The sequence below is a fragment of the uncultured Roseovarius sp. genome, assembly GCF_963972555.1.
GTDB classification, from domain to species: Bacteria; Pseudomonadota; Alphaproteobacteria; order Rhodobacterales; family Rhodobacteraceae; genus Roseovarius; species Roseovarius mucosus.
On record NZ_CAXAUM010000004.1, the window covers coordinates 214,295 to 231,810 of the forward strand.

At 62.2% G+C, this 17,516-nt stretch carries 15 protein-coding genes and 1 tRNA gene; 6 read left to right on the forward strand and 10 right to left on the reverse strand.

What is annotated here, in order from left to right; translation table 11 throughout:
• Window positions 1-62 precede the first annotated feature (62 nt).
• From AACZ65_RS05885 to AACZ65_RS05910, 6 genes are all read right to left on the reverse strand, one after another.
• Window positions 63-917, reverse strand: coding sequence for a MerR family transcriptional regulator (locus AACZ65_RS05885; protein WP_339668851.1), 855 nt, complete (start codon window positions 915-917; stop codon window positions 63-65).
• Between the two features lie 14 nt (window positions 918-931).
• Window positions 932-1,234, reverse strand: a complete 303-nt coding sequence (ihfA, locus tag AACZ65_RS05890) for an integration host factor subunit alpha (protein ID WP_008281053.1) — start codon at window positions 1,232-1,234, stop codon at window positions 932-934.
• A gap of 111 nt (window positions 1,235-1,345) precedes the next feature.
• A complete protein-coding gene (locus AACZ65_RS05895; RefSeq protein ID WP_339668856.1) occupies window positions 1,346-2,320 on the reverse strand; it encodes a beta-ketoacyl-ACP synthase III in 975 nt (324 codons plus the stop codon).
• Window positions 2,317-3,423 carry a phosphate acyltransferase PlsX gene (gene plsX, locus AACZ65_RS05900; protein ID WP_339668858.1) on the reverse strand — a complete coding sequence of 369 codons (1,107 nt, stop codon included), beginning with the start codon at window positions 3,421-3,423 and terminating at the stop codon, window positions 2,317-2,319. The genes AACZ65_RS05895 and plsX overlap by 4 nt, the downstream gene beginning before the upstream one ends.
• Window positions 3,424-3,446: 23 nt before the next feature.
• Window positions 3,447-3,653: a 50S ribosomal protein L32 gene (rpmF, locus tag AACZ65_RS05905; RefSeq protein WP_037271506.1), complete on the reverse strand. Its 207-nt coding sequence runs from the start codon at window positions 3,651-3,653 to the stop codon at window positions 3,447-3,449.
• 157 nt (window positions 3,654-3,810) lie between these two features.
• On the reverse strand, window positions 3,811-4,374 hold the full coding sequence (locus tag AACZ65_RS05910) for a DUF177 domain-containing protein (RefSeq protein WP_339668861.1): 564 nt from the start codon (window positions 4,372-4,374) through the stop codon (window positions 3,811-3,813).
• A gap of 88 nt (window positions 4,375-4,462) precedes the next feature.
• On the opposite strand from AACZ65_RS05910, the gene bamE reads away from it, so the two are divergent.
• The 3 genes from bamE (at window position 4,463) to AACZ65_RS05925 (ending at window position 7,593) form a co-directional block, all read left to right on the forward strand.
• Window positions 4,463-4,918, forward strand: a complete 456-nt coding sequence (gene bamE, locus AACZ65_RS05915; protein WP_037271508.1) for an outer membrane protein assembly factor BamE — start codon at window positions 4,463-4,465, stop codon at window positions 4,916-4,918.
• Window positions 4,919-4,996: 78 nt separating this feature from the next.
• Window positions 4,997-5,734, forward strand: coding sequence for a GNAT family N-acyltransferase (locus AACZ65_RS05920; RefSeq protein WP_339668864.1), 738 nt, complete (start codon window positions 4,997-4,999; stop codon window positions 5,732-5,734).
• Between the two features lie 41 nt (window positions 5,735-5,775).
• A complete protein-coding gene (locus AACZ65_RS05925) occupies window positions 5,776-7,593 on the forward strand; it encodes an ATP-binding cassette domain-containing protein (RefSeq protein WP_339668866.1) in 1,818 nt (605 codons plus the stop codon).
• Here AACZ65_RS05925 and AACZ65_RS05930 read toward each other — a convergent pair whose 3' ends face one another.
• The 4 genes from AACZ65_RS05930 to AACZ65_RS05945 form a co-directional block, all read right to left on the reverse strand.
• Entirely contained in the window at window positions 7,594-8,349 is a 756-nt protein-coding gene (locus AACZ65_RS05930; RefSeq protein ID WP_339668868.1) for an SDR family NAD(P)-dependent oxidoreductase, read from the reverse strand.
• Window positions 8,350-8,454: 105 nt separating this feature from the next.
• Window positions 8,455-9,507, reverse strand: coding sequence for an AbrB family transcriptional regulator (locus AACZ65_RS05935; protein ID WP_339668870.1), 1,053 nt, complete (start codon window positions 9,505-9,507; stop codon window positions 8,455-8,457).
• A gap of 43 nt (window positions 9,508-9,550) precedes the next feature.
• Window positions 9,551-11,791, reverse strand: a complete 2,241-nt coding sequence (locus AACZ65_RS05940; protein WP_339668872.1) for a molybdopterin cofactor-binding domain-containing protein — start codon at window positions 11,789-11,791, stop codon at window positions 9,551-9,553.
• A 3-nt stretch (window positions 11,792-11,794) separates the two neighbouring features.
• Window positions 11,795-12,256, reverse strand: a complete 462-nt coding sequence (locus AACZ65_RS05945) for a (2Fe-2S)-binding protein (protein ID WP_339668873.1) — start codon at window positions 12,254-12,256, stop codon at window positions 11,795-11,797.
• Window positions 12,257-12,367: 111 nt separating this feature from the next.
• On the opposite strand from AACZ65_RS05945, the gene AACZ65_RS05950 reads away from it, so the two are divergent.
• The 3 genes from AACZ65_RS05950 to AACZ65_RS05960 all read left to right on the forward strand — a co-directional run bounded on the left by AACZ65_RS05950 (window position 12,368) and on the right by AACZ65_RS05960 (window position 17,328).
• Window positions 12,368-13,267, forward strand: a complete 900-nt coding sequence (locus tag AACZ65_RS05950) for a hypothetical protein (RefSeq protein ID WP_339668875.1) — start codon at window positions 12,368-12,370, stop codon at window positions 13,265-13,267.
• A gap of 53 nt (window positions 13,268-13,320) precedes the next feature.
• Window positions 13,321-13,396: transfer RNA gene (locus tag AACZ65_RS05955), tRNA-Thr, on the forward strand.
• Window positions 13,397-14,124: 728 nt separating this feature from the next.
• Complete coding sequence (locus tag AACZ65_RS05960; RefSeq protein WP_339668877.1) at window positions 14,125-17,328, forward strand: Hint domain-containing protein; 3,204 nt, start codon at window positions 14,125-14,127, stop codon at window positions 17,326-17,328.
• The last annotated feature ends 188 nt before the right edge of the window (window positions 17,329-17,516 follow it).

Consider the following 17,516-nt stretch of genomic DNA (forward strand, 5'->3'; position numbering starts at 1 on the left):
GGGGTGTTCATAGCGATTTTGACCGCCGGGGCAAGAGGGAAATCCCGAAATCGGGCAGGGATTTAGCGGTCTTTTGTGTGAGCGGCGATATGAGCGCGGAGGTTGGCGACAAGTGGTGCAAGGCGTGCAGCACATTCCGGTGATATGGGCCGGGGCAGGGCGCCGATGGCAGTGAGCAGGCCCGGTGCCGCGTCGATATGGTCCGTCGGATCGGCGGGCAGGTCACGCGGTGGGGACGGGGCTGCCGCGGTGTCGTCAGGGCTTGGGTCTGCTTTGGTCGAGGCGGTCTCTGTGGGGGGCGCGGATTCGGTCGCCTCTGTTGCGGGCTCTGGTTCCAACACGGGTTCGGGTTCTGGAGCAGGGGTTTGCCCCGTCGTGTCTTGCTCGATTTCAGGATCGGCCGGCGTATCTATTGGAGCTGTTTCCGACATCGGCTCGGGAAGCGGTGCGGTCGCTTCCGGCTTAGTGCTGTCCTGCGACCACAGGCTGCCTTGAGGCTCTGCGTTGATCTTTTCAGGAGGCGTGTCCGCGTCCGTGTCGTGAGGCTCGGCGGGGCGCGTAAAGGCCACGACTTCGGCCGGTTTTGCGGGGCTGGGGGCTACATCGAGTGCGATGCCGCTCTCGGCGCCTTGGGATTCTTCGTCCAAGGGCGGCGACATATCGGCGACCTGCTGGATACCATTCTCGCGCAGGTATTTTTGTGCGCCCTTGATGGTCATGCCCTGATCGTGCAGCAGCACCTTGATGCCCCCAAGAAGCGCCATGTCGGCGGGGCGGTAATAGCGTCGCCCGCCTGCACGTTTGACCGGTTTGACCTGAGTGAATTTACTCTCCCAGAACCGCAGCACATGCGCCGGAACATCCAGCCAATCCGCGACCTCGCTGATGGTTCGAAAGGCGTCGGCGGCTTTGCCCATGGGCGGCTATATCCTCAGCTTTTGGTGCCGTCGGCGACGCGGTCTTTCATGAGATGGGAGGGTCGGAAGGTCAGAACCCGGCGCGGGTTGATCGGCACTTCTTCGCCAGTCTTGGGATTGCGGCCCACGCGCGCCGTCTTGTCACGCACCGAGAAAGTGCCGAAGGACGAAATCTTGACCTGCTCGCCGCGCACGAGGGCGTCGGACATATGGCCCAGAACACTTTCGACCAGCTGGGCCGCATCATTGCGAGATAAACCCACCTCGCGAAAGATGGCCTCGCTCAAATCCATTCGTGTCAATGTCTTGTCAGTCATCACATCCCCGCGATTTTTTTCACACACTTTGCGGCGAAGAATTTTCCGAGTCAATCTCAACCACTTAGCGGCAGCCGTTCACCTGCGAGTTTTCGCGCATTTTCTGACGTTTTACCACCGAAGGGCTACTGCACCCCAGGCGAGACCCCCGCCGATTGCCTCGGCAAGGAGCAGATCGCCGCGCTTGATCTTGCCGGAGGCTACGCCCACCGAGAGGGCAAGCGGGATGGAGGCGGCGGAGGTGTTGCCATGATCCTGCACCGTGACGATCACGCGGTCCATCGAGAGGCCCAGTTTCTTGGCGGTGCCTTGGATGATCCGGATATTGGCCTGATGCGGCACGATCCAGTCGACATCGGCACCGCTGAGTCCGATTTTTTCCAACGCGGCTTCGGCGGTGGATGCGAGTTTTTCGACTGCTTGGCGAAACAGGGGATTGCCCTGCATGCGCAGTTTTCCGGCCTCGCCGGTGGTCGAGACACCGCCATCAACATAGAGCATGTCGCGGTAACGCCCGTCGGAATTGAGGTCAGCAGAGAGGATGCCGCGATCCTGCGCCGTACCGGAGCCCTCTTCCAGACCGAGCACAAGCGCGCCGGCGCCGTCGCCAAAGAGCACGCAGGTCGAACGATCTGTCCAGTCCATGATGCGGCTGAAGGTTTCGGCACCGATCACCAGCACGCGGCGCGCCTGACCCGAGAGAAGGAGCGCATTGGCGGTGGTGAGCGCATAGATGAAGCCCGCGCAGACGGCCTGCACGTCAAAGCCGAAGCCGCGTGTCATGCCCAGTTCGCTTTGCACCATGGTCGCGACCGAGGGAAACGTCAGGTCCGGGGTAGAGGTGGCCACGACGATGCCGTCGATGTCATCAGGCCCGAGGCCTGCATTTTCGAGCGCTGCACGGGCGGCGCGCACGGCGAGGTCCGAGGTAGGTTGATTCTCGGCGGCGAAATGGCGGCGTTCGATACCGGAGCGCGTGCGAATCCATTCATCCGATGTATCGAGCGTTTTCTCGAATTCCGCGTTGGGAACGATACGGTCAGGCAGATAATGTCCGATGCCTTGGACGACGGCGCGCAGTGTCATTCAGATTCGGCCTCTGGTTGGGGCTCTGGAGGGGCATCCTGATCCAGCAGCGCGGCGGAGGCAACCCGTGCCGCCAGCCGTTCGGAAAATCCCGATTGCGCCAGTTCGAATGCCAGTTTGATGGCCGAGGAAACGCCCATCGCGTCGGCCGCGCCATGGGATTTGACCACGGTGCCGTTCAGCCCGAGGAACACCCCGCCGTTGGCGCGGCGCGGGTCGATCCGCTTTTTCAGGCGCGCGAGCGAGGTATAGGCCAGAACCGAAGCCAGCCGTGACAGCAGCGAATAGGCAAAGGCCTCGCGCAGCAGGTCCGCAATGAGCTTGGCAATACCTTCGCCGGTCTTGAGCGCCACATTGCCGGTAAAACCGTCGGTGACGATCACATCGCATTTGGTGCCGGGCAGGTCGCGACCTTCGACAAAGCCTACGAATTCGAAATCGGCAATACGCGCATTGGCGGCAATAAGGTCATAGGCCTCTTTCAACTCGGCGCGGCCCTTGTGCTCTTCGGTGCCGACATTAAGCAGGCCGATGCGCGGGCGTGCGAGGCCAAAGCCGTTGCGCGCGTAAGAGGCGCCCATCAAGGCGTATTGCATAAGGTCCTTGGCATCGGCGCGGATATCTGCGCCTCCGTCGAGCATGATGTTATGTTTTTGCGGGTTTTGCGAGGGCCACATCACCGCGATGGCGGGGCGGTAAATGCCCGGCAGTTTGCGCAGGCGCAGCACCGACATCAGCATGAGCGCGCCGGTATTGCCACAGGAAACGCAAACGGTGGCTTCGCCCATGCGCACCGATTCGAGCGCGGACCACATCGAGGTTTCGCGGCCGTGGCGCACCACATGCGATGGCTTGTCGTTCATGGTGACGACTTCGGGCGCGTGGCGAATCTCGCAGCGATCAGCGAGGCCACGGCGTTTGGCGATCAGGCGCTCCAACTCGTCTTGGGGGCCATGCAGGATAAAGCCGATATCCGGGTTCTTGGACGCAGAATGGGCAATGCCGGCAACAACCGTTGCCGGCCCCTGATCCCCGCCCATGGCGTCAACCGAGATGATGGTGCGTCCTGCACCCGCCTTGGAATGGTCCCTGCGAGCGGTCATGCAGCAAATCGCCTATTGCGGGTTCAGGCCGCGTCGTCTTCCAGGTCGATTTCTTCCACCAATGCCACGACCTCACGGTCGGCATAGTGTCCGCATGCCGGGCACACATGGTGCGGGCGCTTCAGTTCGCCGCAGTTGGTGCACTCGTTCGGATTGCCTGCAACCAGCGCGTCATGGGCGCGGCGATTGTTGCGGCGCGATTTCGATACTTTGTTCTGTTGGACGGCCATGTCGCAACCTCAATTCCTGTGGGCCTATCTGGCCCTGTTTCACGGGTGTTCGCGGCTCTTAATATGTTACGAGCCGCCGGTTCAACCCCAAATTCCGGTGAGAGCGGGAAAATACAGAGATTTGATGCCGGGGCAAGCGATTCTTGGGGGGCGGCGATCAGTCCTTGTCGGGCTTGCCCAGCTTGTCGCGCAGACTGGAAAGGGCGGCAAAGGGTTTGGTTTCCTCGTCCTGCATGGGGGTTACGCCCTCTTCGGCCACGGTCAACTGGCCAAGTTCGGCACCGTCACTGCGCGGATATGGGGGCAGGGCCAGGCTGAGCGCCTCGACCATGACGCGCCATAGGTCGATTTCCGTGCCCAGCGGTTCGAGCGTGTCATCCTCGGGGATTTCGATCTCGACACCGGGTTCGGGTGTCTCAAGCGCCGCATCAGGCGAAAAGCGCCGGATCACCGGTTCGTCAATGCGGGTCTGCACCGGATCGAGCGTGACGACACAGGGTTGGATCACCGTGGCTCCAAGGTCGGCGCGCAAGAGCCAGTCTGCGCGCCCTTCGGCAGTGAGGCTGCCGCGCAGGCGCAGCTTGCGCAGGCCAAGAAGCCCGAGGTCAGCGGTGATGCGCGCCATCTCGGCGGCGTCTGGGGCGAGATCAAAGCTCACGGGGCGCCGCGCCGACAGGTCGGCCACGCGGATCGCTCGGGTGTTTTGCGGGTGTTGTGACATCTTTCCCCTCGCTTCCTTTCTTGAACCATTGCATCACCTTGTTGTAAGCGGGATAAAAGCCGCGACCGGCCGATACAAGAGGGCAGAGATGACAGCGATCCGAAACCGAGTGATCAGCGCCTTGGCGCTTTGCTGTCTGATTGTCGTTACGGGCTGCTCTGCCACTTACCGCAATCACGGCTATGCTCCGCCCGAGGAAGATTTGCAAAACCTCGTGGTGGGGGTGGATACCCGCGCCACGGTCGACGATGTGGTTGGGCCGCCGTCGCTATCGGGGGTGTTGGCGGATGGTGATTATTACTATGTGCGCAGCCGGGTGCGGGAATATGGCATGTTTCGCCCGCAGGTGATTGAACGCCGCGTTCTCGCGATTTCCTTCAATGACGATGACACCATTGCCAATATCGAGGAATTCGGGCTGGAGGATGGTCAGGTTGTCCCGATTGCGCGGCGCGTGACTGATACGTCTGTGGTCAGCAACGGCTTTATTCGCCAACTCCTGAGCAATATCGGCAATATCAATCCCGCCTCCGCCTTTGAGTGACGGCGGTCACGCCGCTGTCACGCCTTGCGTGCTAGAGCGACCGGGACTAGGGTCGCTCAGCGCAGACGGGGTCGCGGCATGGCAGGGCTTGGCAATCAGCGGTATCAGGCACGGATCGGCAGCACGCCCGAGGATCGCCGCGCCGCGCAGCAGTTGCGCGCGCGCGCCTTTTTGGGGGGCGGTCAAGAGCTGGATTGTGACAGGTTCGATGACATCTGCACCCATGTTCTGATCGAAGAGACGGGCAGCGGCACGCTGGTCTGTTGTTTCCGGATGCTGGTACTGAATGGCGGGGCCGAGATTGCGCAGAGCTATTCGGCGCAATTCTATGACTTATCGGCGCTTGCGGGATTCGAAGGCAAAATGGCCGAAATGGGCCGGTTCTGCATCGCGCCGGGGCGGCTTGATCCCGATATTCTTCGGGTGGCCTGGGCGGCGATGACGCGGTTTGTCGATGAGAATGGAATCGAGATGCTGTTTGGCTGCTCGTCTTTTCACGGCACCGAGACCGAGACCTATCTTGATGCCTTTGCCATGCTGCGCGAGCGGCATCTGGCCCCGCGTCGTTGGTGGCCGCGGGTCAAGGCCCCGGCCGTATTCCGCTTTGCGCAGCGGCTGCGGCGGCACAAACCCGACCTGAAGCTGGCAATGCGGCATATGCCGCCACTTCTGCGTACATACCTTTTGATGGGGGGATGGGTCAGTGATCATGCGGTGATCGACCGGCATCTCAACACGTTGCATGTGTTTACCGGTGTCGAGATCGGGGCCATTCCCCCCACCCGCAAACGGTTGTTGCGCGCGCTTGCCGGTTGAGGTCCCTTGACGCTGCCGGGGCGGCAGGATAGCCCGCGCCCATGGCACGCGCACCTCTTTTACAGCTCACCGACATTTCGCTCACCTTTGGAGGTGAGCCTGTGTTTCATGATCTCTCGCTTGTGGTGCAGCCCGGAGATCGGGTGGCGCTTGTGGGGCGCAACGGGTCGGGCAAATCCACGCTGATGAAGGTGATGGCCGGCCTGGTCGAGCCGGATCGTGGATTGCGGATCGTCACGCCCGGCGTGAACGTGGGCTACATGGAGCAAGAGCCTGATATGGTCGGGTTCACGACCTTGGGTGACTATGCCGCAAGCCAGTTGGACCCCGCCGAGACCTACCGTGTCGAGATGGCGGGTGAGGGGCTGAAATTCGATCCCGCGCGCCCGGTCAGCACGGCGTCGGGCGGTGAGCGGCGACGGGCGGCCTTGGCCAAGCTGATGGCCGAGACCCCGGATCTGATGCTGCTGGACGAGCCGACCAACCATCTGGATATCGAGGCGATTGCCTGGCTGGAAAATGAGCTGCGCGAGACGCGCAAAGGCTTTGTCCTGATCAGCCATGACCGCGCATTTTTGCGTGAACTGACACGCGCAACCCTCTGGATCGACAGGGGAATGACGCGACGGCAGGAAAAGGGTTTCGAGCATTTCGAAGCTTGGCGTGACAAGGTTTGGGATGATGAGGATCAGCAGCGCCACAAGCTTGACCGCAAGATCAAGTCCGAGGCGCGATGGGCCGTCGAAGGCATCAGCGCGCGGCGCAAGCGCAATCAGGGCCGGGTGCGCGCGTTGGCTGAATTGCGGGCCGAGCGCAGCAGCCAGATTCGCCGGCAGGGTACGGCGGCAATGGCGTTCGACTCTGGCCCGACGTCGGGCCGCAAGGTGATCGAGGCGGTCGATATTTCAAAGGCTTATGGCGACAAGCTCATCCTGCAAAAGTTCAGCATCAAGATCCTGCGCGGGGATCGCGTGGCCTTTGTCGGCCCCAACGGCGTGGGCAAGACGACGCTGCTCAAGATTCTGCTCCAAGAGACCGCGCCTGACAGTGGCACCGTGACCCATGGCACCAATCTGATGCCGGCGGTGTTCGATCAGGCGCGCGCGCAACTTGACCCCGAGATGACCCTGTGGGAGAGCCTGACGGGGGATGCCGAGATGCGGGTATCCGGGCAGGCGGATCAGGTTTTGGTGCGCGGGCAGCCGCGGCATGTGGTGGCTTATCTCAAGGATTTCCTCTTTGACGAGCGGCAGGCGCGCGCACCGGTCAAATCGCTCTCGGGGGGCGAGAAGGCGCGTCTTCTGCTGGCGAAACTCATGGCGCGCGAAAGCAATCTGCTGGTGCTGGACGAGCCGACCAACGATCTCGACATCGAGACACTGGATCTGCTGCAAGAGTTGCTGGACGATTTTGACGGCACCGTCCTATTGGTCAGCCATGACCGTGATTTTCTGGATCGCGTGGCGACCACCACCATCGCGATGGAGGGGGATGGGCGGGCCACGACCTATGCCGGGGGGTGGTCAGATTACCGCGCGCAGCGGGGCGTGGACGGGGCGGCTGATGCCGGTAAAAAGGTTGATAAAACAGTATCTAAAGCCCCGGAGGTGAAGCAATCAAAGCCTGCCGCTACGCGCCTCAGTTTTACCGAGAAGCACCGGCTGGAAGAACTGCCTGCGCAGATGGAGCGGTTGGCCGCGGAAATTGCCAAGCTCGAAGAGCTACTGTCGGATGCCACTCTCTTTACCCGTGAGCCGGTCAAGTTCAAGAAGGCGACCGAGGCGCTGACAACGCGGCAAAGCGCCTTGGCCGAGGCGGAAGAGGAATGGCTGGCCCTGGCTGAGCGTGCCGAGGGCTGATTACTGCATCCGTAGCGCGCCATCGAGGCGGATCACTTCGCCGTTGAGATAGCCACAGTCGATGATAAAGGCCGCAAGCCGGGCATATTCCACCGGATCGCCGAGACGTTTTGGGAATGTCACCTCTGCGGCGAGACTGTCCTGTACCTCTTGCGGCAGGCCGCGCAGCATCGGCGTGGCGAAGGTGCCGGGGGCAATCGCCATGACGCGAATCCCCTCGCGCGCCAGGTCGCGGGCCATGGGCAGCGACAGGCCGACGATCCCCCCTTTGGAGGCGGCATAGGCGGCCTGACCCTTTTGCCCGTCAAAGGCGGCGATGGAGGCGGTGTTGATGATCACACCGCGTGCGCCATCCGCGTCGGGGGCGTTCTTTGCCATTTCCGCCGCCGCAAGGCGTGCCACGTTGAACGAGCCCACGAGGTTGATGTCGAGCGTGCGTCGAAACAGGTCGAGCGGGTGGGGGCCATCACGGCCCAGCACCTTGGCGCCGGTGGCGATGCCAGCACAGTTTACCACCGCCGTGATCCGGCCCATGGCGGATGTGGCGGCTGCGATCGCGGCTGCAACGGAGGCCTCATCCGTGACATCGGTGACCACGAAATGCGCGCCGATTTCGGTGGCGATGGCCGTCCCGCGCTCTGCATCGCGGTCGAACAGTGTCACCTCTGCGCCAAGGCTGCGAAAATGGCGGGCGGTCGCCTCGCCGAGCCCTGACGCGCCGCCCGTGATGATCGCGGCTGTATCCTCTATGCGCATGGTGCCCTCGCCTATTTAAATGAACATACGTTCAAATACTCTCTGCGCTCCGACCTGTCAAAGACTGTCTGGATTTCTTCTTGGCATAAATACTCATGTTCGGGCTTAGCCCTTGCGTTGTCGCCAGCGGGTGATCACCCCGAGCGTCAGCACGGTGAGCACGATGCGGTAGATATGGTGGATCGTCACGAAGGCCGGGTTGGCATGAAGGCTCAGGGCGACGAGGGCCATTTCGGTAACGCCGCCGGGGGCGAGGGTGATCAGCAGCACGTCCACCGCCTCGCCGGTCATCTCGTGCAGGGTCACGGCCAGCCCCACGCCGAGACCGAGCATCGCCCCCACCGCCGCCATGGCGAGCACTGTCCCGCGCAGCAAGAGGCGACGGCTGAGCCCGGTAAACCGCATCCCGAGCGCCGTGCCGAGCACGATTTGCGCCATGTTTACAAGCCATTGCGGTATGTCGAAGCTGAGCCATCCGGTGAGCGACAGCGCCGCCGCAAGGGCCATTGGCCCGGTCATCTGCCCGGCTGGCAAGCGCAGCACACGGCCCAGAGTGAGGCCCCCCAGCCCCGCCAGCACGATCAGCGGCAGGTCGGACCAAGGCACATCGGGGCGCGCCATGGTCATGCCCGCTGAGCTGCCCACGGGCGCGCCCAGCCAAAGCGAGAGACCAAGGGGCAGGGCGGTCACCACGACGATGATGCGCAGGAATTGCTGCATCATCAGGCGGGTCACATCGGCGCCGGCGGCCTCGCCCAGTTCGATGCTTTCATAGAGCCCGCCGGGGGTGCTGGCGTAGAAGGCGGTTGTCGGATCATAGCCACCAAGATGGCGAAAGATGGCATAGCCCATGGCATGTGCCAGTCCGACAAAAAGCGTGACCGCGCCGAAGGTTAGCGCGTAGTGATGCGCCTCGGTGAAGAGGGCTGGTGTCACTTGCGCGCCGATCATGAGGCCGATGATGGCGATGAACATGAGGCGCAGTTTCTGCGGAAAACGGTAGCCTGCGGGCAGGCGTTCGGGCAGGGCGGTGGCGATGACGGCCGAGATGGCCAGCGGACCGAGCATGAAGGGCAAGGGCAGGCCGATGGCCTGGCCCGCAAAGCCGGAGAGGGCGGAGAGTATCAGCAGCAGGAGGGTGGTCGCGTGGATCGGCATGGTGCCTGTTCAAGCACCGGGCGCGGGCAGGGGCAAGGGGCGCTCAGATGAATGTGACGAATTTGTCGAAGGGCATTTCGCGCAGGCGTCGGCCTGTGGCGGCAAAGATCGCATTGGCCAGCGCGGGGGCTGCGGGGGGCACAGGCGGCTCGCCGATGCCCTTGATCCGCGTTCCGTTCTCTAGCCCGCGCACGGTGATCTCGGGGCATTGATAGAGGCGAAGCGATTGAAATGTATCGAAATTTGTCTGTTCCGCCGCACCGTCCGCATAGGTGATCTGGGCGTGCATCGCATGGCCCAGACCAAAGAGCACACCGCCTTTGACAAGCCCGTCAAAGTTGACGGGATCCAGGATGCGGCCCACATCGGCGGCGACATAGACGTGGTCAAGGCGCAGGCGGTCTTCGGTGTTCGTGACCTCGACCACCTGCGCGCAGGGCACGCCGAACGACAGGCAGAAGGCCACGCCGCGCCCCTGGTTCGGGGCGAGGGGGCTGCCCCAGTTGGACATCTCGCCCACGGCCTCCAGCACCTTTCGCGAGGGCGTGTGATTGCACAGGCGCAGGCGCTCGGCCAGCGGATCGGCCCCGGCGGCGTGGATCAGTTCGTCAAGCAGGCTGTCGTGGAAGAACCCGTTGGACGACGCCCCGACCGAACGCCAGGAGGAGATCGGCGCAAGCTCTGGCGCGCGGTAGCCCGTCACGCGATAGTGAGGAATATCAAAGGGTTGATCCCATGCTCCGGCCACGATTTGCAGGTCGGGTCCCGGCGCGGGGATGGCTTGGCGGCCCATCTGTGACGAAAGAACCGACGGGATGGCGATGCCCAGATCATAGGCCGCGACCTGACCATTGGCGACCCGGCCCCGCCCGCGCGCCATGGCGATCTGGCGGGGAAAGTCGTGGGTCATGTCCTCTTCGCGTGAATAGGTCAGTTTCACGGGCCTGCCCGGCAGTTCCATGGCGATGCGGGTGGCGTGGCGCGTGACCTCATCCTCGAGCCGGTGGCCAAAGCTGCCGCCGATCATCAGGGCGTGGATGTGGATGGCGTCGGGCGTAAGGTCTGTAAGCTTTGCCACGTTGTTTTGTACAAAGCGCGGCACCTGGGTACCGGTCCAGATGTCGACCCGGTCGGGTGTGTAGAGAACGGTTGCGTTGAGCGGTTCTAGCGGGGCGTGGGCGAGGTAGGGGGCGCGGTATTCGACCGTCAGATCGGTGCCGTCGTAGAGGGCGGTTTCCACATCGCCCTCGTCGCGGAATTGGCTGTCTTGGCGGTCGGGGGTGAAGCTGTCGGAGAGGGTTTGCCAATGGGTGTCCATCTCGAGCGGGATTTGGGCAGGGCCCCATTCGACGGGAATGGCCGCGACCGCCTGCATCGCGCGCCATGTGTTGTCGGCGATCACGGCGACGCCGTCGGGCAGGGCCACCACCTTGATCACGCCGCGCATGGCGAGAGCGGGGGCGGGATCATGGCTGAGGCGTGCGCCGCCGATGGCGGGGTTGAGGCGGAGGGCGGCATGGGCCATGTCGGGGCGCGTCACGTCGATGCCGTAGTCTTGCGTGCCGGTGGATTTTGCGACGATGTCGATCCGCTGCATAGGTTTGCCGAGGAGGCGCCAGTCGGAGGGCGCGCGCAGGGTCACGTCGGTGACGGGATCGGTCGTCGCTGCCTCGGCGGCGAGGCTCTGGTAACTGAGGCGCGTGCCGTCGGGCAGGATCACCGCGCCGCGTTCGGTGCGTAAATCCGTTGCGGAGAGGTTATGCAGCCGGGCGGCGGTGGCCTTGAGCGTTTCGCGGGCCACGGCCCCGGCATGGCGCAGTTTGTCGAATCCATCGGGTACGGTGGTGGAGCCGCCGGTGATCTGCATGCCCAGGAATTTCATCGGGGCATCGGCCAGGCTGCGCGTGGTGTCGGCCAGCCAGCTTTCGTCGGTGGCGCGGAGGGGCACGGCGTCGCCAGAGAGTGCGGTGTTGTAATAGGCGGGGCTGGGGGGGCCGGGATCGGTCTTGATCTGGTCGAGATCGACGTCCAACTCTTCGGCAACGAGGGCCGCCTGAACGGAAATCGCCCCCTGGCCCTTGTCGGCGCGCGGGGTGATGAGGGTGATCGCGTCAGATGTGATCAGCACATAGGGCGTGAGGGCCGCCGCCCCCTCGGGCAGGTCGGAAAGGAGCGGGTTGGCATAGGGCGTCTTGTAGCGCCAGACGCCGAAGGCCACGCCACCGACGATGGCAACCGAGCCAATGAGAAATGTGCGGCGGGCGATGGTTTTGACGCGGCCCATGGATCACGCGCCCCGGAGGTTGCGGGCGGCGGTTTTCACGGCCTCGCGGATCCGCGGATAGGTGCCGCAGCGACAGAGATTGCCGGACATTGCGTCGTCAATTTCGGTGTCGGTGGGATTTGGGGTCTCGGACAAGAGGCTTGCGGCCTGCATGATCTGGCCGGACTGGCAATAGCCGCATTGCGCCACCTGATGCGCGACCCAGGCGGATTGCACCGGATGCGGGGCATCGGGCGTGCCCAGCCCCTCGATTGTGGTGACAGGCCCCCAGACATCGCCCACGGCGACCTGACAGGATCGCGTGGCAACCCCGTCGATATGCACGGTGCAGGCCCCGCATTGCGCGATGCCGCAGCCATATTTCACCCCGGTGAGACCTAGGATGTCGCGCAGCGCCCAGAGGAGTGGCATTTCGGGTTCGAGGCCCTCCAGGGAATGATCGGTGCCGTTGACGGTGAGTTGCATGGCGTGCTCCTGATGCGGCCCCTTGGGGATAATAAACTGAACGGTTCACTTGTCCAGATGGCATGGCAATTGCTGTTTCACTCAGGCGCAAAGACCGTATAGTGAGGGGCAATGATCCAAGAGACCGGAAAACGGATGCAGGTTGTCATTCACGCAGGCGCCCATCACACCGACGAGGACAGGCTGATCAACTGCCTGTCCAGCAATCGCGAGATGCTGGCGCGCCATGGAACCAATGTTCCCGATCCGCAGCGCTATCGCCGTTTGGTGCGCGACGTATTGCACCACGCGCAGGACGCGGGTCTGGCGCCTGATGCGCGCGATGTTCTGGTGGATGCGATCAGCAACGACGGCGCGGTGGACCGGCTGGTCCTGTCCAATCCGGGGTTTTTCGGCACGCCCAAGATGGCGGTGAATGGTGGCGTATTCTATGGCGCGGCCGAACATCGGTTGAACCTGTTTCGGCAGTTGTTCCCGGATGATCACCTGGAGCTGTTCATCGGCGTGGTCAATCCGGCGACGTTCCTGCCACCGCTGCTCAAGGAAACGGAATTTGATACGGTTGAGGCGCTGTTGCGGGGACATGCGGCCACGAATCTGCGCTGGTCCGAGCTGATCACGCGGGTGCGCAGTCATCATCCCGATATTCCGATCACGATTTGGTGCAACGAGGATACGCCGCTGATCTGGAGCCAAGTGGTGCGGGAACTGGCGGGCATTGATCCAACGGTTACGTTCGACGGCGAGTTCAGCCTGATCGAAGAGATCATGACCCCGGCAGGGCGCGAGCGGTTTCGCGGCTACCTCGCGTCGCATCCCGGTCTGACTGAGGTGCAGAAGCGCCGTGTGGTGGCGGCGTTTCTGGATAAGTTTGCCGATGAGGCGGCCATTGAGGAAGAGTTGGACGCGCCCGGATGGACGGACGCGTTGGTGGCCACGCTGAGCGAACTCTATGATGAGGACATTTATACGATCCAACGCATGCAGGGTGTGCAGGTGATCACGCCCTGAGCGCGCGATTTCCGCTTGCAGAGGCGGAAGTGCTTGGATAATCAGGCGCGCAAGCCCCTATAGCTCAGCTGGTAGAGCAACTGATTTGTAATCAGTAGGTCCGCGGTTCGAGTCCGTGTGGGGGCACCATTCCCATTGATGCGAACACGAAGGCGGCAGGCGTGATGCGGGCCTCTGCGAAGCTGTCTGGTGTAGTTATCCACAGGTATTCGGAGATTCGTGGCTATCTTTGGAGAGTGATGTTTCCAGTCCTGAAACAGAAAGCCTTGGGGTGGTGCATTGTTGCCGAAATTTTCGATCCGCCTTATTTTGGACACAGGAAACTATCGGTGATAGCGCCCGTGCGGCTTTGTTCTCGGGCCTTAAACAAATGCACGTTATGCGTGTTTTGCATTTTATTATTTTCAGTTTTTTTTCACTTTTTCGCGAGTTTTCGGATTCTTGCCCGATTCACCGGAAACATTCGCACCGCAATGGTGGTTTGATTTGTGGCAAGAAAATGGCGTGAATTAACCCAAGCTGCGTATTTTCAACACGTTTGTGCCAGATTCCACTTGGGCCAGACTATTCAAAAGGATAATGTCAGGTCAGCCCATCTGGGGGGTCATGTCTGTAGGTCGCGGGGGCGACCGCACAAAACCGACGCGATGTTTCGTGGAAAGCTGCCGCAATCCTCGTTTCTGCCAAACGCGATCACTGGAAGTTTTGGGCTGTTTCGTCCCGCTGTGTAATGCCGTGCCGGCATTGCTTCCCTTTTGGTTCTGTGCCGGTCGCTCTTGTCTCGCATCGTCGAGATCGACGCAGGCGTTTTTGAACTGGGTCGCAAGCATGTGTCGACGAGGCACGGGAGATGGAACATGGCAATTAACAGAGTTGACGGTGACAATACCGGAAATCGCATTGACATCGCCTACACGGGCGATCCCGAGGGGGATCGGATCGACGCGAATGACGCAACAGACGGGTCCAATGATGACGTTGTTGACGGGTTTGGCGGCGACGACACCATTCTTGCGGGTGAGGGCAATGACACTGTGTTTGCCGGGTCTGGCAGCGATTCTGTTGAGGGTGGCGCGGGCAATGACCTGTTGGTGGGCGACACGCCTGACCCAACGGCAGGCGCGCGCGAAGTGTTCCAGTGGAGCGGCGCGCCCGACCCCAACGATGCCGATCCGATCGACGCGGGCGATCCGATCATTGGCTTTGTACAGAATACCGGCTCGGTCGATGTGACATTCTCGGTGCTGACCAGCACTGTGACCGATGACACGACCTTTGCCGACACTCCGCAGAATGTGGCGGGTGTGACCACCGATGGCACCCCGGCTGATCCCAACAGTTCGCTGTCGGCGGATCTGGCGGCGCCGGGCGCTACCGATCTCAAGCTCGAATTCTCGTCCGAGGTCGAGAATGTTTCGTTCAACATCAACGATCTGGATGGCACAGAGCATGTGCAGATCTTTGCTTTTGATGCGGCGGATAATCTGATTCCCGTAACCCTGGTTGGCGGTTCTGCCGTCACGGTTCTGAGCGCGGAAGAGGCGTTGGGCGCGGGTACGGGCACCGATGACGGCGCGGCGCATAGCCTGACGGTGACAATTGCGGGGCCTGTCTCGCAACTGGTGATCCGCTATTCCGATGCAGATGGCACCTCGGACGGTCTGAACGTGACGGATGTGTATTTCGGTCTGCCTGGCGGTGTGGTCGATACCGGCGTGCCGGGTAATGACACGCTGATCGGTGACGAAGGCGACGACACGCTCTTGGGCGAGGCGGGCAATGATGTGCTGACCGGTGGGGCCGGAGCGGACAACATCAGCGGCGGGGCCGACGAGGATCTGATCATCGGCGGCACGGCAGGTGATGTGGTCGACGGCGGCAGCACGGGTGTGGACAATGACACGCTCGATCTGCGCGGCGCTGGCCCGCTGCGGGTGGTGGATGAGACCACCGATGCCGATGGCAATTCCACCTCGGGGCGGATCGAGTTTCTGGGCAGTGACGGGGCTGTGACCGGCGACATGACCTTTGCCGAGATCGAAAATCTGATCCGGCCCGACAACACCGCGCCGGATGCTGTCAATGATGATGGCGTGACCACGGATTTCGAGACTGAAGTGATTGTTCCGGTTCTGGCCAATGACACGGATGCGGATTTCGATACGTTGTCGGTGACAGGGGCCACGGATGGGGCCAATGGCACCACGATCGTCAATGGCGATGGCACCGTGAGCTATACGCCCAACGCGGGTTTCAGCGGCACGGATACGTTCGATTACACGATTTCGGACGGCAATGGTGGCACGGACACCGCGACTGTCACGGTCACGGTGGGCGACGCACCGCCACCGCCGCCGCCGACCCGTGACGGGATTGTGGATGGCACCGCTGGAAGCGATCTGATCGATCTGGCCTATGCGGGTGATCCGGACGGCGATTTCGTTGACAACGATGACGCGCTCTTGCCGGGGGCGGCGCCGAATGACGACAGCATTCGTGCAGGTGCCGGGGATGACGTGGTCTTTGCCGGGGTTGGCGATGATCAGGTTGACGGCGCTGACGGGGCTGATCTGATCTTTGGCGAGGATGGCTCTGATACGATTGACGGTGGCGCGGGCAATGACACCATTGATTCCGGTACCTCCACGTCGACACTGCCTTTGCCGGATCTTGGGTTTGGCACCACGGTGCCGGCCGACCTCGATCCCGAGAACGACCGCGATCTGGTGCTTGGTGGCGACGGCGATGATGTGATCACCACCGGTGACGATGCGGATACGATTTCCGGCGGTGCCGGCGCGGACCTGATCGACGGTGGCATTGATGCGGATCAGATCGACGGCGATGATGGCAATGACACCCTGATCGGTGGCGAGGGGTCGGATACGATCAACGGCGGAGCCGGGGACGATTCGATCTTTGGCGGTCTGGAAGAAGGCTTTCCGGACTCGATCAATATTCCCGATGCGACCGATCCCGAGCCGGGCAATGGCCGGGACCTGATCGACGGCGGCGACGGCAATGACACGATCTTTGGTCAGGACGACGACGACACAATTCTCGGCGGTGCCGGGGATGATGTGATCGACGGTGGCATTGACGACGATTTTATCGTGGGCGGTGACGGCGACGATTCTTTGATTGGCGGTCAGGGGGATGACACGATCACCGGCGGCACCGGCAATGATACGATCAGCGGTGGTTTGGGTGCAGATCGACTTGTTGGCCTCGATGACCGCGATGTGTTCGTTGATGTCGCTGCGGGTGACACAATTGATGGTGGCACCGGTGACAGCACGGCGGACGGCGTTGAGGATGATTTCGACACGCTGGACCTGCGCGGTCTTGGTCGGTTCGAGATCGTCGGGCAGACAACCGACGCGGATGGCGATTCGACTTCTGGCACGGTCAACTTCCAGGATCGTGATGGCACGGTCACGGGGTCATTGGTCTTTGGCGAGATCGAGAACCTCATTCCTTGCTTTACCCCCGGCACGGCGATTGCCACGCCGCGTGGCGAAAAGCTGGTGGAGGAGTTGAAGGTCGGCGATAAGGTGATCACCCGCGACAACGGTTTGCAGGAGATCCGTTGGATCGGTCAGCGGATGCTGAGCGGGGAAGAATTGGCGAAATCGCCGCATCTGCGGCCCGTGTTGATCCGCGCCGGATCGCTGGGGCATGGGTTGCCGGAGCGCGATATGCTGCTGAGCCCGCAGCACCGCATCCTGCTCAATTCGGATCGTGCCGCGCTCTATTTCGAGGAGCGTGAGGTGTTGGCCGCAGCCAAGCATCTGGTTGGGATCGAGGGCGTGAGCCAGGTAGAGACCCGCGCGGCCACCTACATCCACTTCATGTGCGATCAGCACGAGGTGGTTCTGTCCAACGGCACCTGGACCGAAAGCTTCCAGCCCGGTGAGCAGGTGCTGGATGGCATGGGCGCGGCGCAACGGGATGAGATCTATGACCTCTTCCCGGAGTTGCGCGCGGTCGAGGGGATCGAAGCCTATCAAGCGGCGCGGCGTTCGCTCAAGCGGCATGAGGCGCAATTGCTGGTGCGCTGAACGGCGAACCTGATTGTTGTGATAACGTGGACAATCCCGGTGTGATGCCGGGATTGTTTCGTTTCTGGCGCATTGCGTCTGGTCGGATTCACCCTGGTTGGGGCGTTGATGTCGCCTCGGCGAGGTCCCGGATCAAGCCCGGGACGGCTGTGGTTCCGATGGGGCGCGACAGGTTCAAGGCGGCCAGA

Bases quoted from the DNA above. Each gene is read 5' to 3' on its own strand.
- AACZ65_RS05925 (WP_339668866.1), top strand. From the start codon at position 5,776: ATGGCACGCGCACCTCTTTTACAGCTCACCGACATTTCGCTCACCTTT.
- AACZ65_RS05960 (WP_339668877.1), top strand. From the start codon at position 14,125: ATGGCAATTAACAGAGTTGACGGTGACAATACCGGAAATCGCATTGAC.
- AACZ65_RS05930 (WP_339668868.1), bottom strand. From the start codon at position 8,349: ATGCGCATAGAGGATACAGCCGCGATCATCACGGGCGGCGCGTCAGGG.
- bamE (WP_037271508.1), top strand. From the start codon at position 4,463: ATGACAGCGATCCGAAACCGAGTGATCAGCGCCTTGGCGCTTTGCTGT.
- AACZ65_RS05940 (WP_339668872.1), bottom strand. From the start codon at position 11,791: ATGGGCCGCGTCAAAACCATCGCCCGCCGCACATTTCTCATTGGCTCG.
- AACZ65_RS05885 (WP_339668851.1), bottom strand. From the start codon at position 917: ATGGGCAAAGCCGCCGACGCCTTTCGAACCATCAGCGAGGTCGCGGAT.
- rpmF (WP_037271506.1), bottom strand. From the start codon at position 3,653: ATGGCCGTCCAACAGAACAAAGTATCGAAATCGCGCCGCAACAATCGC.
- AACZ65_RS05935 (WP_339668870.1), bottom strand. From the start codon at position 9,507: ATGCCGATCCACGCGACCACCCTCCTGCTGCTGATACTCTCCGCCCTC.
- AACZ65_RS05920 (WP_339668864.1), top strand. From the start codon at position 4,997: ATGGCAGGGCTTGGCAATCAGCGGTATCAGGCACGGATCGGCAGCACG.
- AACZ65_RS05950 (WP_339668875.1), top strand. From the start codon at position 12,368: ATGATCCAAGAGACCGGAAAACGGATGCAGGTTGTCATTCACGCAGGC.
- ihfA (WP_008281053.1), bottom strand. From the start codon at position 1,234: ATGACTGACAAGACATTGACACGAATGGATTTGAGCGAGGCCATCTTT.
- AACZ65_RS05895 (WP_339668856.1), bottom strand. From the start codon at position 2,320: ATGACACTGCGCGCCGTCGTCCAAGGCATCGGACATTATCTGCCTGAC.
- AACZ65_RS05910 (WP_339668861.1), bottom strand. From the start codon at position 4,374: ATGTCACAACACCCGCAAAACACCCGAGCGATCCGCGTGGCCGACCTG.
- plsX (WP_339668858.1), bottom strand. From the start codon at position 3,423: ATGACCGCTCGCAGGGACCATTCCAAGGCGGGTGCAGGACGCACCATC.
- AACZ65_RS05945 (WP_339668873.1), bottom strand. From the start codon at position 12,256: ATGCAACTCACCGTCAACGGCACCGATCATTCCCTGGAGGGCCTCGAA.